Origin of the sequence: Agrobacterium sp. O3.4 (assembly GCF_041414895.1) — a bacterium.
Classification (GTDB): Bacteria; Pseudomonadota; Alphaproteobacteria; order Rhizobiales; family Rhizobiaceae; genus Agrobacterium; species Agrobacterium cucumeris.
Window position 1 is genome coordinate 81,886 of the sequence record NZ_JALPZP010000001.1, and the last position, 18,643, is coordinate 100,528.

Genomic DNA, 18,643 nt, shown 5'->3' on the forward strand with positions numbered 1-18,643 from the left:
CATTGAACAAGCGCGTTAAAAGCATATCGTCGATACTGAGCAGCGTCCTCTTGACGCTGTTCGGTTTGATGGTCATCACCTTCATGATCGGGCGCGTCATGCCCGTCGATCCCGTCATCGCGGCGGTCGGCGACAACGCGCCCGAAGACGTCATCGTGCGGGTGCGGGCCGAAATGGGCCTCGACCAGCCGCTGGTCGTGCAGTTCTTCCACTATGTCACGCAGGTCCTGCATGGCGATTTCGGCAATTCGATCCTGACCCGCAATCCGGTCTGGATCGATATCAAGCGCGTTTTCCCCGCCACGTTCGAACTTGCCACCGCAGCCCTCATTCTGGCCGCGCTGATTGGCATTCCGCTGGGCGTCTGGGCCGCCGTGAAGCAGGGCAAGCTGACGGATCAGGTGATCCGCGTCGTCTGCCTTGCCGGTCACTCCGTGCCCGTCTTCATGCTGGCGCTGATTTCGCTGCTGGTGTTCTATGCCACGCTCGGCGTCGCACCGGGACCGGGCCGGCAGGACATCATCTATGACGGCATGATCACGCAGGTCACTGGCCTGATGACGGTTGACACGCTGCTAGCCGGCGACTGGGACGCCTTTTACGACGCCATCGCCCATATGGTGCAGCCCGTCTGCATTCTCGCCTATTTCAGCATGGCCTATATCACCCGCATGACGCGCGCCTTCATGATTGACGCGCTGAAGGGTGAATATGTCATCACCGCCCGCGCCAAGGGGCTTTCGGCCATGACCGTGATCTGGGGCCACGCCTTCCCGACGGTCGCCGTGCAGCTCGTCACGGTTCTGGCGCTCACCTATGCCGGCCTTCTCGAAGGTGCCGTGGTGACGGAAACCGTCTTCAGCTGGCCGGGCCTTGGTCAATACCTCACCGTCTCGCTCATGAACGCGGACATGAACCCGGTCGTCGGAGCAACCCTGTTGATCGGCTTCATCTATGTCGCCCTCAACCTGCTCGCAGACGTGCTTTACAGAGTTATGGATCCTCGCGTTCGATGATGTTAGCTAATTTCAGAAACTGGGCTCTGGATGAGACGCCGCATTCCCGCACACAGGCTGCCTGGGGAAACCGGTATCGCATCTGGCTCAACCTCAAGTCCAATCCGCTGGCGGTGATCGGTCTGACCATCATCGTCCTGTTCATCGCGCTGTCGCTTCTGGCGCCGCTGCTCGCGCCCTATGATCCGGCAACGCAGAATCTCGGCAACCGCCTGGCATTCCCCAGCGCCGAACACTGGTTCGGCACGGATGAGCTGGGCCGCGACATTCTCTCGCGGATTCTTTACGGCGGCCGCGTCACGCTCGGCATGGTCATTGCCGTCGTCGTTCTCGTGGCACCCATCGGCCTCGCCATCGGCTGCATCGCCGGTTATTTCGGTGGCATTGTCGATACGGTGCTGATGCGGGTGACGGATGTGTTTCTGGCTTTCCCGCGCCTCATTCTGGCGCTTGCCTTCGTCGCGGCACTGAAGCCCGGCGTTGAAAGCGCCATTCTCGCCATCGCGCTCACCGCATGGCCGCCCTATGCGCGTCTGGCGCGCGCCGAGACCATGACGGTGCGCGGCAGCGACTTCGTCGCGGCTTATAGGCTGACCGGCGCTTCTGCCTGGCGCATCATTGCGCGTCACATTGCGCCGCTCTGCGTGCCGAGCCTTATCGTGCGTATCACGCTCGACATGAGCTCGATCATCATCACCGCCGCAAGCCTCGGCTTCCTCGGCATGGGTGCGCAGCCGCCTTCGCCGGAATGGGGTGCGATGATTGCAACGGCCAAGCGCTTCATCTTCGAACAATGGTGGGTCGCCACCATTCCCGGCATCGCCATCTTCCTCGTTTCGCTCGCCTTCAACTTCCTTGGCGATGGTCTGCGCGACGTTCTCGACCCGAAGGGACATTGAGCCATGCTGGTCGAAATCGAAAATCTGAAGATCGCTTTCCAGACCCGCACCAGCCGTTTCGAGGCGGTGCGCGGTGTCTCCATGAAGCTTGGCACTGAAAAGCTCGGTATTGTCGGCGAATCCGGTTCGGGCAAGAGCCTGACGGCGCGGGCGCTGATGAAGCTTCTGCCCTCCAATGCGGATATCCGCGCCGACAAGCTTGCCTTCGACGGCATCGACGTGCTGTCCGCAAGCGAAAGGCAGATGCGCCAGATCCGCGGCAAGCGGGCGGGTTTCATTCTGCAGGATCCGAAATATTCGCTGAACCCGGTGAAGACCATGGGTGCGCAGATCGCCGAAGCCTGGCGCGCCCATAAGGGCGGCAGCAAGCGTGCCGCCATGGAAGCGGCAATCGGCCTGCTCGATCAGGTGAAGATCCGCAATCCGCGTCAGGTCGCCTCGTCCTATGCGCATGAGGTTTCCGGCGGCATGGGCCAGCGCGTGATGATCGCCATGATGCTGGCGCCCGATCCGGAATTGCTGATCGCCGACGAGCCGACCAGCGCGCTCGACGCCACGGTGCAGGCGGAAATCCTGCGGCTGATCGAGGAACTGGTGTCGGAACGCGGCATGGGCCTTATCCTCATCAGCCACGACCTGCCGCTCGTTTCGCATTTCTGCGACCGCGTGGCCGTGATGTATTCCGGCCGGGTGATGGAGGAGCTGAAGGCGTCCGAACTCCTGAAAGCCGAACATCCCTATACAAAGGGACTTCTGAACTGCATTCCCTCGCTGACGCATCCGCGCGAGCGTCTTCCCGTTCTCAACCGTGATGCAGCGTGGTCCAGCCAATGATCGACGTCGATAATCTCCGTATCAAGTTCGGCGACCGCGAAGTGGTGAAGGGCGTGTCCTTTTCGGTGGAAAAGGGCGGCAGCTTTGGCATCGTCGGCGAAAGCGGATCGGGCAAGTCCACCATCCTGCGCGCCATGGCGGGCCTTAATGAAAGCTGGGAAGGCCGCATTGCCTTTGCCGGCAAGGACGCACCGCTGAAGCGCACGCCTGATTTCTTCCGGCAGGTGCAGATGGTGTTTCAGGACCCCTATGGGTCGCTGCATCCACGCCAGACCATCGACCGCATCCTCAGCGAGTTGCCGCTGGTGCATGGCATGGACAATATCGAAAAACGCATCCAGCAGGCTTTGTCTGATGTGGCGCTGCCGCAGGCGGTGCGGTTCCGTTTTCCGCACCAGCTTTCCGGTGGCCAGCGCCAGCGCGTGGCGATTGCCCGCGCGCTGATTGCCGATCCGCAGGTGCTGCTGCTCGATGAACCGACTTCAGCGCTCGATGTCTCGGTGCAGGCGGAAATCCTGAACCTGTTGCAGGACCTGCGCGCGGCGCGCAACCTCACCTATATTCTCGTCAGCCACAATCTGGCGGTCATTGCGCATCTGTGCCCGCAGGTTGGCGTGATGCTGAACGGGGATATGGTGGAGCAACTGAGTGCCGGCGATCTGCGAGATGGCCGGACCAAACATCCGCATACGGAAGAGTTGCGTAGCCTGAGTATCCGGCTGGAGGAACCGGCCTGAGTCTACGTTGCCAATAAATCGAGCGGGTGCCACGAGTTTCTTCTCCCCGAGGGGGAGAAGTCCGCGGCAGCGGGATGAGGGGGCAAGCTTCCCGTAAATCTCTACCGTTGCCCCCTCATCCGACCCTTCGGGCTACCTTCTCCCCCTCGGGGAGAAGAAACAAGCGGCGATGCCGAGGCTTTCTGTAGAGACGACAAGACAAGAGACCGAGCCATGCCAAAAGAATTCGACTGGAACGCCGCTTCAACCCTTTCGCAAAGCTTCGTCTCGCAATGGGCGGACAATGAGCCGGGCGGGGCGGTCATTGGTTTTGATCTCGATGGCATCCGTTTCGCCCATGCCGGCGGTGTCGAAAGCCTCTCGACCTTCACACCCTTTACGCCGCAGAGCGTGGTCCGGTACGCCTCGGTTACCAAACATGCCTTCTGTGCCATGGTGCTTGCGCATTCCGATCTGATCGGCCTTGACGATCCACTCGGCAAACATCTGCCGGAGTTGCAGCCGCCGCTCCGCGACGTCACGGTGGGGCAGGCGCTGGATATGAGCGGTGGCCTGCCGGATACGCGTGAATGCCTCTCGCTGCTTGGTCTTTCCGTTTATACCGAAACGAAGGCAGGACCGCTTCTCGAGTATCTGTCGCGGCTCACCCGCCTGAATTTCCCGGCCGGCAGTGAGGTGTCCTATTCCAATACGGGTTATCGGCTGGTGGAAGCGGTGCTGGAGCGTGGCGGTTTCCGTTTCGATGATTTCGTGCAGGAACAGATTGCCGATCCCTTTGGTGTGTTTCTGAAGGCGCCGGATGTCTGGAACGATCCGGTCGACGGGCTGGTGCCGGGTTACTGGAAGTCCGAGGACAACTGGCAGCTTTCGGCCGCCGGCCTGCATATTTCCGCTTCGGGTAGCCTTGCGGGCAGCGCCGAAGCACTTACCCGTTGGTTGCAGGGTCTGATGCGGGGCGAGGGAGGCTTCGCGGGTGTTCTTGACGCGCTTTCGGCTGAACGACCGCTCGTCGATGGGCGGATGGGCGAATATGGCCTCGGCCTGCGCTGGTCGCATCTCGGTGACAGGCGTTTCGTCGGTCACGGCGGTTCGCATCCGGGTTACAAGACTTACTTTCTGCTTGATCCGGAAAACGGCACTGGCTTCGTTGTGGTGTCGAACCGCGAGGATACCAATGGTTTCAAGATCGCGCTGGAAGGCATGGCGGCTTTGACCGGCCTGCTTTTGCCCAAACCCGCCGCCAGCCTGCCGGAAGGCCTCTATGTCACCGAAAGCGGGCCGTGGTGGCTGGAGATCAGGGGCAGCACATCCACCTTCATCGATGGCGACGACACGCTTTATGAAGATGTCTATGGCTGGGTGTCTTCCCGTTCCGCATCCTCGCCGATGCGTCTCAGGCTGGATGGTACCGCGATTGTCGGCGAGGCCGGTCACGCCGCCCGCTGCTTCCTGCCGGTCGGCCAGCATGTCGTGCCGGACGATCTTTCGGGCTTGTGGCGCTCGGATGAGGGCGCGGAATTTTCGATCAACGGTTCGTCGCTGACGATGGGCATCGGCCCCACACGCCGCAGCATGCCCTTGAAGGCGCTCGGCAATGGCCGCTTTCTGTTCACGCTCATCGATGGGCCGTGGACGAAGCGCGTCTGCCTCAACCGGCTGGGTGACGACCGGATCGAGCTGGTGTCCAGCCGGGCGCGGATGATCGAATACTCCAGAAACCGCTAACGACTGAGGCCGATCCCGGTGCGCCCCACAAACTCGATGTCATCCTCGGGCTTGACCCGAGGATCCATTGTCGCACTTGGTTGTGGATCCTCGGGTCAAGCCCGAGGATGACGCAAGCGGGCTCTTGTTAGTTTGCTAAACGACCCGAAGCTTTCTAAAGGGTTTCAATCGGCTTCCATTGCTCCTAATAAAGACCCGTGTTCCCGGCAGGCCGGGACAACATCTTTGTGGGAGAATAGGCCCTTGGAAGTCAAATGGCTTGAGGATTTCCTGGCGCTGGCCGGAACGCTCAATTTCTCGAAGGCGGCGGATGAGCGGCATGTGACGCAATCCGCCTTCAGCCGGCGCATCAAGCAGCTGGAAGCCTGGGTGGGTGCGACGCTGGTCGACCGCGCTTCCTATCCCTCCCGGCTCACCGAGGCCGGGGTGAAATTCGTGCCGGTGGCGCAGGAGACGCTGAAGCAGCTTTACCATGCGCGGCGTACCCTGCTGCAGGAAGAAGGGGCCGACGCCAGAACCGTTCGGCTGACGGCGCTTCATACCCTGTCCTTCACCTTCTTTCCCGACTGGCTGAAACGGGTGAACGAGACGGCCGGACCGCTGTTTTCAGTTCTGCGACCGGATTCCGGCAGCATGGAGGAAAACCTCAATTCGCTGGTGGACGGACAGAGTGATTTCCTTCTGACCTATGCCCATCCCGAAGTGCCGATGCTGCTCGATGCGCAGACCTTCGAGTTCCGCGTGCTGGGTGCAGAAAACATCATTCCGGTTTCCGCGCCGGCGAAAGATGGTTCACCGCTGCATGCGCTGGTGGAAAATGCGCGAAAACCCTTTGCCTATCTGGATTATGAAAAGGCCTCGTTCTTCGGGCCGTTGCTGCGCGATCTCCTGAGCGCGCGGCTGCCGCAATTCGAGCGGGTGCATGAGGGCAGCATGTCGGTGGGGCTGAAAGCCATGGCGATGGCCGGCTGGGGTGTCGCCTGGGTGCCGGAAAGCCTGATGCGGCACGAACTGGATAGCGGCGCTCTGGTGCGCGCCGCTGATTCAAGTTTCGATATTGCCGTCGATATCAGGCTTTATCGTTCCAAGGAGAACCGCCGGCCCGTGGTTGAGCGCATCTGGGCGGTTCTCGAAAGTTAGAGCATTTCCGGGAAAAGTGGACCCCGGTTTTCCATCCGGAAATGCGACAAACAAAACGTTTTCGATCAGATGGCGGTGCGGCGGGCGTTTTCGAGGTAGAGCGCGCGCAGGCGGCTCACCATCGGGCCGGGCTTGCCGTTACCCACCGGCTTGCCGTCGATCTTCGTGACCGAAACCACGAAGTTGGAGGCGCTGGTCAGGCAGGCCTCGTCGGCATTCAGCGCCTCTTCCAGCGTGAAAGGCCGCTCTTCCAGCGTGAAGCCGGCTTCCCTGGCCAGTTGCAGGGCGGCAAGACGGGTGCAGCCGGGCAGGGTCTTGTTGCTGTTGCCGCGGGTGATGATCTTCTTGTCGGCGGTGACGATGTAGGCGGTCGAGGATGCGCCTTCGGTGACGAAACCATCCTCGATCATCCAGGCTTCGTCGCAGCCTTCAGCCTTGGCGATGCGTTTGGCCATGACCTGCGGCAAAAGGCAGACGGTCTTGATATCGCGACGTTCCCAACGCTGGTCGGGAACCGATTTGACGGCGATGCCGGCTTCTTCGACGGGGGTGCCGATCAGCTTCTTGGCTTGGGTGAACATGACAAGCGTCGGCTTCAGATCGGCGGAGAACAGGAAATTGCGGTCTTCGGCACCACGCGTCAGCTGCAGGTAGATCATGCCTTCGACGAGGTTGTTGTCGGCAATCAGGCGGCGCTCTGCCTCGACGATCTCTTTCGTGGTGACCGGCAGCGGCACGTCGATTTCGCGGGCGCTGCGCTCCAGCCGGGCCATGTGCAGGTCACTGTCGATCAGCTTGCCTTCCAGAACGGAGGTAACTTCATAAATGCCGTCGCCAAACAGGAAACCGCGGTCGAAGATGGAGAGGCGGGCGTCCGCTTCGGGCAGGAATTCGCCGTTGACGTAAACGATGCGACCGGATGGGCTAGTCATGAAAACTCCGTCTGGAAAAGTCAGGCTGAAAGAAGGGTTTTAAGGGCGTCGATGGAAATGGACTCGACCGTGGAGGCCTTGCCGGTGCCGGCATTGAAGCCCGTCGTCGTTGTTGCTGCGCAGAGCGAATTGAGGATCGCTTCCTCCGTCGCCTCAATCGCTGCTTCGAAGAGCGGCGAAATCGCATCATTGGAAAGTTCTGGATAGTCTGCGACGGCCTTGCGGCGCGCAGGCGTGCGGCGCAGCCGCTCATCGGTGGAAAAGGCCAGAGCGTAATCGCCGGAGCCATTGCTGAGTGCTGCACCCGTGCGCGCCAGCCCGCCGAAGCTTCTGGTTGCCAGACGCTTCAGGTTGCGGGCGGAGAGTGGCGCGTCGGTGGCGACAATGATGACGATCGAGCCGTCCTTGTCCTTATGGTCAGGGCTGGCATAAGGCGTGCCGCAGACCAGCAGATGGCCGCCGTAATTGGACTGGACAAGAATGCCGATCGTATAGGTCGTTCCGGCGATGGTGACGATGCGGGATGCGGTGCCGATGCCGCCTTTCATGCCGAAGGCCACCGTACCGGTTCCGGCACCAATGCCGCCCTCGGCCACCGGGCCTGTGGCCGCGTTTTTGAGCGCAGCTGATATCTCATCGACCGTCGGGCGGCCGGCGCGAATGTCGTTCAGGCGGGAATCGTTGGTTTCGCCGACGACGGCGTTGATCGAGACGACTTTCTCATTGCCCGGCTGTGCCAGCGTATGGCGGTTGATCGCTTCGATGGCCCGACCGGTTGCCAGCGTATTGGTGAGGATAACAGGTGTTTCGAGCTCGCCTAGTTCCTCGATCTGGGTGGAGCCGGCAAATTTGCCGAAGCCGTTATAGACGGCGAAGGCGGCGGGCACCTTGTCCTGAAAGAGATTGCCGCCATGCGGCAGGATCGCGGTTGCGCCGGTGCGGATCGTGTCGCCTTCGATGACGGTCGAATGGCCGATGGTCACGCCTTCGACATCGGTGATGGCGTTAAGCGGGCCGGTTTCGAAATGGCCGGGCCGGAAACCGATATCGCGCAGTCTCGGGCGGGTCGTCTGATGCATCGGGCGATCACTTTTGCGGAATGCAGGCTCAAGGTGGAACAGGCGCGGCTTGCGAAAAGCTTTGCTCTGACTTGACGTTAGACTACTTCGCCGGGAAACGGCATCGCAAAAATGGAATAGTTTTATGCGGGCAATGGATGCGCTCAGGAGGCGCGCAGCGCGGCTTCGCCTTCACGCTCCAGCCATTGCCGCATCGCGTCTTCCGTCTCTTCGCGCGTCGGTGCGCCGATGCGGCCGCCGAAGACGGTGCATTTCAGCGCGGCGGCAACGGAGGAGAGCCGGATGGCCGCGCGGCTTTGCATGCCTTCAGCCATCGCCAGCGCAAATGTGCCGTGGAAGATATCGCCCGCCGCCAGCGTATCCACTGCCTCAACCTGCATGGTCGTCTGGAAATGCACTGTGGGATCACCGGCCTCCGTCCACCAGCAGCCATGCGGACCGGCGGTGACGGCGATGAAGGTCTGCGGATAGCGCGAATGCAGCACCGGCAGCATGTCCTTCACCGTTTCAAGTCCGGTCAGCCGGGCGGCGGCGGGTTCGGAAAAGACGATATGGGTTGCGGCGGGCGCAAGCTTCTCCAGCGTTTCCACCGGCGCCACATCGCCATCCAGAATGGCGGGTTTGCCAAGCGCACGCGCCACGGTGAGCACATCGAGTGCCAGTTCCGGCCAGCGCACATCCACCAGAACGGCATCGAACGGGGCAATATCTGCCGGCGTGCAGGAGCGTTTTTTCTCGTGCAGGCGATGGTCGTAAAAAGGCACGATCAGCCGTTCTCCCCGGTCATCGATGATGATCGTCGACAGAGCCGAGCGCGCGCCGGCGGCGATGGTCATGCCCGCAACATCGATGCCGCTTTCGGCGAGATCGCGCAGGATGCGGGTGCCGGTTTCGTCGTCGCCCACCGCACCCCAGAGGCTGGCGCGGCCGCCCATGCGATGCACGGCATAAGCAGCGCTCGACGCCATGCCTTCGGCGATCTGCAGCATCTCATAGGGCAGGACCTTGCCTTCGCCCTTCGGCATGTCATGCACACGAAACAGGGTGTCCAGCACGGCGGCGCCCACGCAGAGCACATGCTTGCCGCCCGCTTCCTTTACCATTCTCTTCGCTCCTGCCGTGTTCAGATGCGCTTGCCGCTGTCCTTGTCGAACAGATGCACCGTTGCCGGATCGATGGCAATGTGGATCGTATCGCCGAAGCGGACATTGAGGCGCTCGCGGAACAGGCAGGCGATCTCGTCGCCCTTGCAGTTGAGCTTGGCGTAGATTTCCGAGCCGGTGCCTTCGACCAGTTCTACCCGGCCTTCAATGCCGGTCTCGGCGGCCCGGATGTGTTCCGGCCGTACGCCGTAGACGAGGTCGCGGCCGCCCAGTTTGCCGATCTCGGCATTGGCGGGCAGCGGCAGGCTGAGGCCCTTTGTGGTGCGGAAGACGCCTTCCTCCACCCGGCCGCGAATGAAGTTCATGGCCGGCGAACCGATGAAACCGGCAACAAAAAGATTGGCGGGATTATCGTAAAGCTCGAGCGGCGCGCCGATCTGCTCGATCACGCCATCATGCAGCACCACGATCTTGTCTGCCATGGTCATGGCTTCCACCTGGTCGTGGGTGACATAAATGGTGGTCGTGCCGATGCGCTGGTGCATGGCCTTGATCTCGCCGCGCATCTGCACGCGCAGCTTGGCATCGAGGTTGGAAAGCGGCTCGTCGAACAGGAAAACCTGCGGATCGCGCACCAGCGCGCGGCCCATGGCGACACGCTGGCGCTGGCCGCCGGAAAGCTGCCGCGGATAACGGTCCAGCAGCTTTTCCAGTCCCAGAATGGCGGCGGCCCTGTCGACCTTGGCCCTGGTTTCCTCGGCGCTGACCTTCTTCAGCTTCAGAGCGAAGCCCATATTGTCCTTGACCGTCATGTGCGGATAAAGCGCGTAGTTCTGGAAGACCATGGCGATATCGCGGTCACGGGCGGGCAGGTGGCTGACCTCGCGCGCGCCGATGTGGATCTCGCCGTCGCTCAGTTCCTCCAGCCCAGCGATCATGCGTAGCAGGGTGGACTTGCCGCAGCCGGAAGGGCCGACGAGGACGACGAATTCTCCGTCCTTGATGTCGATATCGATACCGTGGATGACGTTGACCGAGCCGAAGCGCTTCTGGACATTTTGAATATTGACCGGTGCCATGTTTTTGGTTCCCGTTATGAGCAATTCCAGCAAAAGTGTGTCGCGGTTTTGCTTCCGGAATTGCGTTTAAAAAGCAAGGGCATGGAATGCCCTTTGTTGGTTCAGCCGCCCTTGACGGCGCCGGCGGTGAGACCCGCCACGATCTGTTTCTGTGCGAACATGGTGAGCAGCAGCACCGGCAGCGTCACGATCAGCGCGGCTGCGGCCAGCGGCCCCCAGCTGACCTGTTCGAAGGACAGCATGTTGTAGACCGCGACCGGCAGGGTGCGCGTTTCACGGCTGGCCAGCACGATGCCGAAGACGAAGTTGTTCCACGAGAAGATGACCGCGAGGATGAAGGAGACGACGATGCCGGGCTTGGCAATCGGCAGCGCCACCAGCCGGAACACCTGCCAGGAGGATGCGCCATCGATGCTTGCCGCCTCTTCCAGTTCCTTCGGCGTGGTCTCGAAATAACCGATCATGATCCAGACGACGATCGGCACCGTCACCACAAGATGGATGATGATCTGCGGCCAGAGCGTGCCCAAGAGGTTCAGCCATTGGAACAGCAGGAACAGCGGAATGAGGAAGGAAAGGCCAGGCGTCATGCGGGCGATCATGATGACGACGGCGGATTTTTCGGCCTTCAGCCGGGCGATGCCGTAACCGGCGGGTACGCCGATGACGAGCGCCAGAATGGTTGCCGCACCGGTGACGAGCACCGAGTTCCAGAAATAGAGGAAGAAATTGTTCTCCTCGAACACCTTCACATAGTTCGACCAGGCGAAACGTTCGGGAATGAGGATCGGCGGATAGGCGCCGTTGTCGATCTCATATTTCAGCGATAGCGAGATCATCCAGATGAAGAACAGGATGACCGGCGAGATCATCACCAGTGCCACGAAGAACAGGCCGATGCGATCGAGGTTTTTGCGTTTCAGGATTTTTCCAGACATCAGCGATCCTCCATCTCGTTCCATTGCGAGCGCTGGCGCACCATCAAAAGCACGAAGGACAGCACCACGATGATGATGAAAAAGACGACGGCCATGGCCGAGCCGTAACCGATGTCGTAATAGGAAAACGCCGTATTATAGAGATAGATGTTGATGGTTTCAGACGCCGTGCCAGGCCCGCCTTGAGTCATCGCATAGATGATGTCGAAGCTTTTGACGGCATCGATGGAGCGGATGATGACGGCGATCATCAGAAACGGCGCAATCATCGGCATGGTCAGGTAACGGAATTTCTGCCAGGCGTTGGCACCGTCGATTTCAGCACTTTCATAGGGTTCGCGCGGCACTGCGGCCAGCCCGCCGAGCACGATCAGCATGACGAGCGGCGTCCACTGCCAGGTTTCCACTAGCACCAGCGAGGGAATGACGGTCGACTGGTTGTAGATCCATTCCAGCGGCCCGATGCCGATGAGCGATAGCAGATAGTTCAGGACGCCGAGCTGCGGGTGGAACATCATGGTCCAGACGAGCGCGATGGCGACCGGGGTCGCCATCATCGGCATGACGAAAACGCCGCGCAGAAAACCGCGCAGCGGAAACTGCGCATCGAAAACCAGTGCCGCCAATGTTCCGAGGAACAGCGGGGCGACCACCGACAGCACGGTATAAATGAGCGTATGCCAGAGCGATTCCCAGAACCTGATATCACCGGCGAGCCGGATATAGTTCTCGAAACCGATAAAGCTCTGCTCCTGTCCGAGCGTCCAGCGGTGCACGCTCATCCACAGGGTAAACACCCATGGAAAAACGATGACAGCCAGAATGACGATAAGTGCCGGCATGACGAAGGGCCAGTAGTTGGGAGCAAGCCTTGCCGGCCTGCTCCCTTCTCTACGACTGACGCCTGTCTTGGTGTTTTCGATGCTCACGGAGGCCATTATCCCTCGCTACGTGCCAGAACGGGTGCGAACTGTTCCGTCGCCTTTTTCAGTTCAGCCGCCGGGTCCGCGCCGCCGATCATGTTGGTGAGGCCGACGCCGTAGATGTCGCGGAACTCCGTCACCGGAATGATGACGGGAAGCGCAAGCTGCGAGACCTTGCCGGAACCGACAACGGCATCCAGCCAGGCGGCCGGCATCTTCACGCCTTCGCGGACCTTCTGGTCTTCGAGGATGGACTGGCGGAATGGAACGCCGGCGCCGGCCTGCAACAGACGCGCGCCCATTTCATGCGAGATCGCCCATTGGCAGAAGAGGTAAGCGGCTTCCTTCTTGCTGCTGGCTTCGACGACGCCGAGACCATCGCCAAACGTGCCGGCGGCCTGAACTGCCGGGCCTTTCGGCATGACGCCGTAACCGACCTTGCCGACGACGCGGGATTTTTCCGGGTTCTCGATCGGCGGCGCAAAACCGACGCCATCGAACCACATGCCGATCTTGCCCTGCAGGAAGGCCGACTGCGCTTCCGCCCAGTTGAAGCCGGAGACGCCGGGAGGTGCTGCCTTGGTCATCAGGCGTTGGTAAAGCGCTGCCGCTTCCACCGCTTCCTTGGATTCGGTGTCGATCTTTCCGTCCGCACCGATCGGCTTTGCGCCATAACCCAGCATCAGCGAGGTCCAGACCGGGGTATTGGCGTTCTTCAGGCCACGGGCGACGAAACCATAGGTGTTGGTTGCGGGATCGGTGATCTTTTCCGCCGCCGTTACCAGTTCCTCGAAGGTTTCAGGGTATTTCAGGCCCTTGGCCTCGAAGAGTTCCTTGTTCCAGTAGACGATCCAGTAATCCACCGAGAAGGGCAGCGAGCGCAGCACGCCGTCGCTATCCTTGGCAAACAACATGCCGGCTTCGGCGAAATCCTTTTCGACGAGCGACGGATCGGTAAGCGACGGATCCTTCAGGAAGCCGCTGATATCGGCCAGCCACTTGCCCTTTTCGAACTGGCGCTTCTGGACGTGATAGCTCAGATGCACGACGTCGAAGCTCGGCTTGCCGGAGGAAAGCTCGATGACGACCTTCTGGCGCTGCTGCTGTTCCGGGGTTGCCTCGGCATTGACCTTGATGCCGGTCAGTTCTTCGAATTCGCCGAGATATTTGATCAGCGTTTCGCTGCGCGGGCTTTTGACGAGATTGACCTCAAGCGTGGTGCCGGCGTGTTTTTTCCAGTTCACCGCCGCCGATGCCGGGCGAATGCCGAGCATCGCGCTGCCGCCAAGCGCCGCCGTGCCTGCCAGAAAGGCGCGACGCGTGGGGTTGAGCAATGAATGCGTCATGTCAGTTCTCCTCCAGATTAGCCGGAAATTCTCCTCACCCCGGCTTGTTGCTTATTTTCCTGCAATCCCGGCGCAGGACCGTTTTTTACCCTGCCGGAATTGCCTTACACCGCCAGCGCCCTGTCCCTTGCGTTGCGGATATGGGCGGTCAGCCGTTCCACGGCGTCTTCCACGGATCGTTTCTCGATGGCTTCGAGAATGGCGAGATGTTCCTTCATCACCGACTTCACATGGCCGGCGATGCGAAACCGCTCCTGGTTGATGAGGCGCATCTTGATGGAATTGACGCGGTAGGCATTCGAGATGATCGAATTGCCGAGACTATCGATGAAGGCATCGTGCATGCCCCAGTCCACCTGCTGGGCATGCTGATCGAGCTCCGGCGATTCTCCGCTATTTTCAGCTGCTTCGGCAATATCGCGATGCTGTTTCAAAAGCTTGGCGATGGCCTCATCGGAAGCCGAGCGGGTAAACAGCGCCACGGCCTCCTTTTCAAGGAAGATGCGGAACTGGAATGCTTCACGGATAAGGTTGATGTCGATATGGGCGACCTGCAAACCCCGCTGCGGCACGGTCTTGATCAGCCCTTCCGCCTCCAGCCGCGGAATTGCCTCCCGGATCGCCCCCAGCGGCAGACCCGTCAATTCCACGAGGCGGCGTTGCGAGATGAATTGCCCCGGGCGAACATCACGCGAGAGGAGGTGATGCGTAAAGCTTTCATACGCCCGTTCCCGCAATGTCTGTTCGCCGGTATCGTCCATGCTCAACCTTTCAAGGTCTGTTCAAGCGGCCTGTTTGCGAAACAGCGCGTCGAAAGCGCCTTCGATCTGCCGTTGATCCTCAGGTGAAATGGCGACGAGCGGCGCGCGCACATCCGCCCAGATATTTTCGCCTGTCGTGTGTGATACCAGCACCTTGACGGCAGGCGTAACCGGAAATTTCAGAAGTTCCACAACAAGATCGACGATGCGCTTGTCGTCCTTGCCGTCAACGGCCATGGCGCGGACTTCCTGCGTCAGGAAATTGGCGACACCGGAGATGGCGCCCTGGCCGCCAAGGCGAACGCCCCTGGCGAGATCACGCTCATCGCCGATCAGGATGGCGAGATCGCCATGCTCTTTCAGCAGGCGCTCGGTATGGCTCCAGTTGCCTGAGGAATCCTTGACGCCGGTAACGATGCCCGGAAACGCCGCCTTCAGCCGTCCTACCAGTTCGACGGACAATGTCACCATGGTCACGGAGGGGATATTGTAGACGAGGATGTCGCGTGCATCCTTGCCGATCTTTGCGAAAACCGCCGAGAACCAGGCAAAAAGCCCGTCATCGCTGACATTCTTGAAATAGGACGGCGGAGCGAGAAGAATATTGCGGGCGCCCGCTTTCAGGGCCTCGGCTGACTGGTCCGCCGCATCCTCGATGGAGTCCACCAGAACGCCGGTGACGATGCGCGATGGCGCAATACCGGCCTCAATGAAGCGGGACAGGATGACCTGTCGTTCACGGCTGCCGACGGAGCATCCTTCACCGGTGGTGCCGAACAGCGTCACGCTATCACAGCCGTTTGACAGGCAGCGGCGGGCATGCGCGATCATCGCATCGATATCGACGGTTCCGTCTGTCTTGAACGGTGTCGTCAGGGCTGCCGAAAGGCCGAATTTCTGGGTCAATTAAGATGCTCCTCCAAGGTGACCGCGGATTGATGGCATACTGACATGTTAGTTGTAAAGCAGTAATTGCAGCGTGATTGTTTGAGGCCTTCAGGACGGGGCAGGAATTCGGTTTTCGACGCGGCGAGCGCCTTGTCTGTGCGGGGTCGGGGATGGGCGATTATGGATGATCGGCGCGGATGCCGTTTGCCGCGCATTTTGCCCGCTTGTTTGCTTTGCCGGTGGTCACGAAAAAATGCGAAAATAAAATTTGACTGTTGGAGTAAAGATTTTTATCAGGCAGTCTGAATATAGGGATAAAGGGACCATCACCATGACCATTGCGGAGCAGACAGCGCCTGTGGCAGAGATCGAACAGAGCCGCGTCAAGCGCCTGAAAGCGGCGACGCGTGGCGCCCATGGCGACCTCGATACTTTCATCATGGCCGCAAAGCCGTTCGAGAGCCGCGAAAACTTCGGCAAATTCGTCGAGACGCAATATCTTTTCCATCGCGACCTCGACGTTTTCTTTTCCAACGCCACGCTTGATGGCCTGCTTCCCGATCTCAAAGGCCGTCGCCGTCTCGCCATGATCGAGCAGGACCTTGCCGATCTTGGTCTCGCTATTCCGGAAGCCAAGGCTGCGCGTTTCACCGGCGAAACGCCCTTCGATCTGCCGGAGGCGATGGGCTGGCTTTATGTGGTCGAAGGTTCCAATCTCGGTGCGGCTTTCCTGCTGAAAGATGCAGCCAAGCTCGGTCTTGGCGAAGAATTCGGCGCGCGCCATCTGGCCGGCGCACCGGAAGGGCGCGGCCTGCATTGGCGCACGTTCACCGCAGCGCTTGATGAAATTGCGCTGACGGTTGAAGAGGAAGAGCGGGTTGTCGCGGGTGCCGAGGCTGCGTTCCGGGCCGTCCATGCCTATGCGCAGCATCGGCTGGGTTGAGGTTTTGGCATAGCTGCGCGATTGTTGTCCTCATCGCGCAGAAGTGCCCCGTCGCGTGTGCGATTTTGATTGAGTCTCAGCACCCCAGCGCCGTTACCCCGGACTTGATCCGGGGTCCAGCGCGATCAAGTCCTTGATCGCGAAAGACTCTATTCACGGCGCAGACGCGCCGTGGCTGGATGCCGGATCGGGTCCGGCATGACGGAGGAGCGCCTTCGAATTTCTTACATCGGTCTGTGAGTGTGGTGAGGGCCGCTCACCTTTGACGTATCGCTCTCAACATTTGCCAAATAAACAGGCAAATATTTTGACCAAATGATAAATTTTTTGTCTTTTGGTCAAAGCTCCGCCCGCCCCAAAATTTTATCCATTTGATAAAATTATTTTATTTGGTCTGGCACGGAACCTGCTACTCTTTTGTCAAGTCAGGAGACACCTGACGTAAAAAGGGAACAGCAAAATGGAAGTTGGTGTTTTTATCCCGATCGGGAACAATGGGTGGCTTCTTTCTGAAAACGCGCCGCAATACAAGCCGAGCTTCGACCTGAACAAGGCAATCACGCTGAAGGCGGAGCAATATGGCTTCGACTTTGCGCTGTCGATGATCAAGCTGCGCGGCTTTGGCGGCAAGACAGAGTTCTGGGATTATAATCTGGAATCCTTCACGCTGATGGCGGGCCTTGCCGCCGTCACCTCCAAGATCAAGCTTTTCGGCACGGCCGCCACGCTGGTCATGCCGCCGGCCATTGTTGCGCGTATGGCAACGACGATCGATTCCATTTCCGGCGGCCGTTTCGGCATCAACCTGATTACCGGCTGGCAGCGTCCGGAATACAGCCAGATGGGGCTTTGGCCGGGCGACGATTATTTCGGTGATCGCTACGAATATCTCGGCGAATACACCACCGTTCTGAAAGAGTTGCTGACGGACGGGCAATCGGATTTCAACGGCAAGTTCTTCAAGATGGAGGATTGCCGCATGAAGCCGGTGCCGCAGGGTGATGTGAAGCTCATCTGCGCTGGATCCTCCAATTCCGGCATGGCGTTTTCTGCCAAGTTTGCCGATTACAGCTTCTGCTTCGGTGTTGGCGTCAATACACCGAAGGCCTTCGCGCCCACCAATGAACGGCTTTTGGCCGCAACGGAAAAGTCCGGCCGCGAGGTCAAGTCCGTTGTGCTGACGATGGTGCTTGCCGAGGAAAAATCCGAAGACGCCTGGGCGAAGTGGGAGCATTACAAGGCGGGTGCGGATGAGGATGCGATCAAGTGGCTCGGCCTGCAAAGCGCCGTCGACACCAAATCCGGCTCCGACACCAATGTGCGGCACATGTCCAATCCCGTCTCGGCGGTCAACATCAACATGGGAACGCTGATCGGCTCCTATGAGGAAGTGGCGGCGATGCTGGACGAGATGAGCGAAGTGCCGGGAACGGGCGGCGTGATGCTGACTTTCGACGACTTCCTCGAGGGCGTCGAAAAATTCGGCAAATATGTGCAGCCGCTGATGAAGAGCCGGGCGCATGTTCAGGCCGGACTGGAGGCTGCGGAATGAGTGAAGCCGTCGTGGCGGGTTACAAGGGGCCGGAAAGCCGTTCGGAAAGCGTCACGCTTCCCGCAAGGCCGGAGCCGATTACCCTGAAACCCAGCGAGACTGCCGTTGTCGTGGTCGACATGCAGAATGCCTATTCGACCGAAGGCGGTTATGTCGATCTGGCCGGGTTCGATATATCAGGGGCCAAGGGCACCATCGCCAACATCAAGAAAACGCTGGATGCGGCACGCGCGGCGGGCGTGCAGGTCATCTATTTCCAGAATGGCTGGGACAAGGATTATGTCGAGGCGGGTGGGCCGGGCTCACCCAACTGGCATAAATCCAACGCGCTGAAGACCATGCGCAAACGTCCGGAATTGCAGGGCCAGCTCCTGGCCAAGGGCACATGGGATTATGCCATCGTCGACGAATTGCAGCCGCAGCCTGGCGATATTCTGGTGCCGAAGACGCGTTACAGCGGTTTCTTCAACACCAATATGGACAGCGTTTTGCGCGCCCGCGGCATCCGTAATCTGGTGTTCGTCGGCATTGCCACCAATGTCTGCGTCGAAAGCTCGCTGCGCGATGCCTTCCATCTCGAATATTTCGGGGTGATGCTGGAGGATGCCACCCATCATCTGGGCCCGGACTTTATCCAGCAGGCGACGGTCTACAATGTTGAGAAGTTTTTCGGCTGGGTCGCCACCGTCAATGATTTCTGCGGTGTCATCTCGCAGGCCGCACCCGTCAGCGCTTGATATTCAACACA

General features: G+C 60.0%; 18 protein-coding genes. 9 read left to right on the forward strand and 9 right to left on the reverse strand.

What is annotated here, in order from left to right:
• Nucleotides 1–2 precede the first annotated feature (2 nt).
• The 6 genes from M0412_RS00340 to M0412_RS00365 all read left to right on the forward strand — a co-directional run bounded on the left by M0412_RS00340 (nt 3) and on the right by M0412_RS00365 (nt 6,351).
• On the forward strand, nt 3–1,016 hold the full coding sequence (locus M0412_RS00340) for an ABC transporter permease (protein ID WP_065114132.1): 1,014 nt from the start codon (nt 3–5) through the stop codon (nt 1,014–1,016).
• Nucleotides 1,013–1,915 carry a nickel transporter permease gene (gene nikC / locus M0412_RS00345; RefSeq protein ID WP_004433196.1) on the forward strand — a complete coding sequence of 301 codons (903 nt, stop codon included), beginning with the start codon at nt 1,013–1,015 and terminating at the stop codon, nt 1,913–1,915. Before M0412_RS00340 ends, nikC begins: the two co-directional genes overlap by 4 nt.
• Before the next feature lie 3 nt (nt 1,916–1,918).
• A complete protein-coding gene (locus M0412_RS00350) occupies nt 1,919–2,749 on the forward strand; it encodes an ABC transporter ATP-binding protein (protein WP_004433197.1) in 831 nt (276 codons plus the stop codon).
• The gene (locus tag M0412_RS00355) at nt 2,746–3,486 is read left to right on the forward strand and encodes an ABC transporter ATP-binding protein (protein WP_269703395.1); all 741 of its coding nucleotides are present in this window, start codon (nt 2,746–2,748) and stop codon (nt 3,484–3,486) included. The genes M0412_RS00350 and M0412_RS00355 overlap by 4 nt, the downstream gene beginning before the upstream one ends.
• Nucleotides 3,487–3,699: 213 nt before the next feature.
• Nucleotides 3,700–5,211 carry a serine hydrolase gene (locus M0412_RS00360; protein WP_269703397.1) on the forward strand — a complete coding sequence of 504 codons (1,512 nt, stop codon included), beginning with the start codon at nt 3,700–3,702 and terminating at the stop codon, nt 5,209–5,211.
• Between the two features lie 243 nt (nt 5,212–5,454).
• On the forward strand, nt 5,455–6,351 hold the full coding sequence (locus M0412_RS00365; protein ID WP_142840590.1) for a LysR substrate-binding domain-containing protein: 897 nt from the start codon (nt 5,455–5,457) through the stop codon (nt 6,349–6,351).
• A gap of 65 nt (nt 6,352–6,416) precedes the next feature.
• On the opposite strand, the gene M0412_RS00370 is transcribed toward M0412_RS00365, so the two are convergent.
• The 9 genes from M0412_RS00370 to M0412_RS00410 form a co-directional block, all read right to left on the reverse strand.
• Nucleotides 6,417–7,283 (reverse strand): D-amino-acid transaminase, encoded by an 867-nt coding sequence (locus tag M0412_RS00370; protein ID WP_174030358.1) that lies wholly within the window; start codon nt 7,281–7,283, stop codon nt 6,417–6,419.
• A gap of 20 nt (nt 7,284–7,303) precedes the next feature.
• Nucleotides 7,304–8,362: a P1 family peptidase gene (locus M0412_RS00375; RefSeq protein WP_269703401.1), complete on the reverse strand. Its 1,059-nt coding sequence runs from the start codon at nt 8,360–8,362 to the stop codon at nt 7,304–7,306.
• Nucleotides 8,363–8,505: 143 nt separating this feature from the next.
• Nucleotides 8,506–9,465 carry a sugar kinase gene (locus M0412_RS00380; RefSeq protein ID WP_269703403.1) on the reverse strand — a complete coding sequence of 320 codons (960 nt, stop codon included), beginning with the start codon at nt 9,463–9,465 and terminating at the stop codon, nt 8,506–8,508.
• Between the two features lie 20 nt (nt 9,466–9,485).
• Nucleotides 9,486–10,544, reverse strand: coding sequence for an ABC transporter ATP-binding protein (locus tag M0412_RS00385; RefSeq protein ID WP_269703405.1), 1,059 nt, complete (start codon nt 10,542–10,544; stop codon nt 9,486–9,488).
• Between the two features lie 101 nt (nt 10,545–10,645).
• Entirely contained in the window at nt 10,646–11,467 is an 822-nt protein-coding gene (locus M0412_RS00390; RefSeq protein WP_170985890.1) for a carbohydrate ABC transporter permease, read from the reverse strand.
• A 14-nt stretch (nt 11,468–11,481) separates the two neighbouring features.
• Nucleotides 11,482–12,420 (reverse strand): carbohydrate ABC transporter permease, encoded by a 939-nt coding sequence (locus M0412_RS00395; RefSeq protein ID WP_269703407.1) that lies wholly within the window; start codon nt 12,418–12,420, stop codon nt 11,482–11,484.
• Nucleotides 12,420–13,751, reverse strand: a complete 1,332-nt coding sequence (locus M0412_RS00400; RefSeq protein ID WP_269703409.1) for an ABC transporter substrate-binding protein — start codon at nt 13,749–13,751, stop codon at nt 12,420–12,422. Before M0412_RS00400 ends, M0412_RS00395 begins: the two co-directional genes overlap by 1 nt.
• Before the next feature lie 104 nt (nt 13,752–13,855).
• A complete protein-coding gene (locus tag M0412_RS00405) occupies nt 13,856–14,512 on the reverse strand; it encodes a GntR family transcriptional regulator (RefSeq protein WP_110756346.1) in 657 nt (218 codons plus the stop codon).
• A 21-nt stretch (nt 14,513–14,533) separates the two neighbouring features.
• On the reverse strand, nt 14,534–15,418 hold the full coding sequence (locus tag M0412_RS00410) for a dihydrodipicolinate synthase family protein (protein ID WP_269703410.1): 885 nt from the start codon (nt 15,416–15,418) through the stop codon (nt 14,534–14,536).
• Nucleotides 15,419–15,731: 313 nt separating this feature from the next.
• Between M0412_RS00410 and M0412_RS00415 the strand changes: the two genes are divergently transcribed.
• The 3 genes from M0412_RS00415 to rutB all read left to right on the forward strand — a co-directional run bounded on the left by M0412_RS00415 (nt 15,732) and on the right by rutB (nt 18,632).
• Nucleotides 15,732–16,343 carry a biliverdin-producing heme oxygenase gene (locus tag M0412_RS00415; RefSeq protein ID WP_269703412.1) on the forward strand — a complete coding sequence of 204 codons (612 nt, stop codon included), beginning with the start codon at nt 15,732–15,734 and terminating at the stop codon, nt 16,341–16,343.
• Between the two features lie 460 nt (nt 16,344–16,803).
• Nucleotides 16,804–17,895 carry a pyrimidine utilization protein A gene (gene rutA, locus M0412_RS00420; protein WP_046801552.1) on the forward strand — a complete coding sequence of 364 codons (1,092 nt, stop codon included), beginning with the start codon at nt 16,804–16,806 and terminating at the stop codon, nt 17,893–17,895.
• Nucleotides 17,892–18,632, forward strand: a complete 741-nt coding sequence (rutB, locus tag M0412_RS00425; protein WP_006312121.1) for a pyrimidine utilization protein B — start codon at nt 17,892–17,894, stop codon at nt 18,630–18,632. Before rutA ends, rutB begins: the two co-directional genes overlap by 4 nt.
• Nucleotides 18,633–18,643 lie beyond the last annotated feature (11 nt).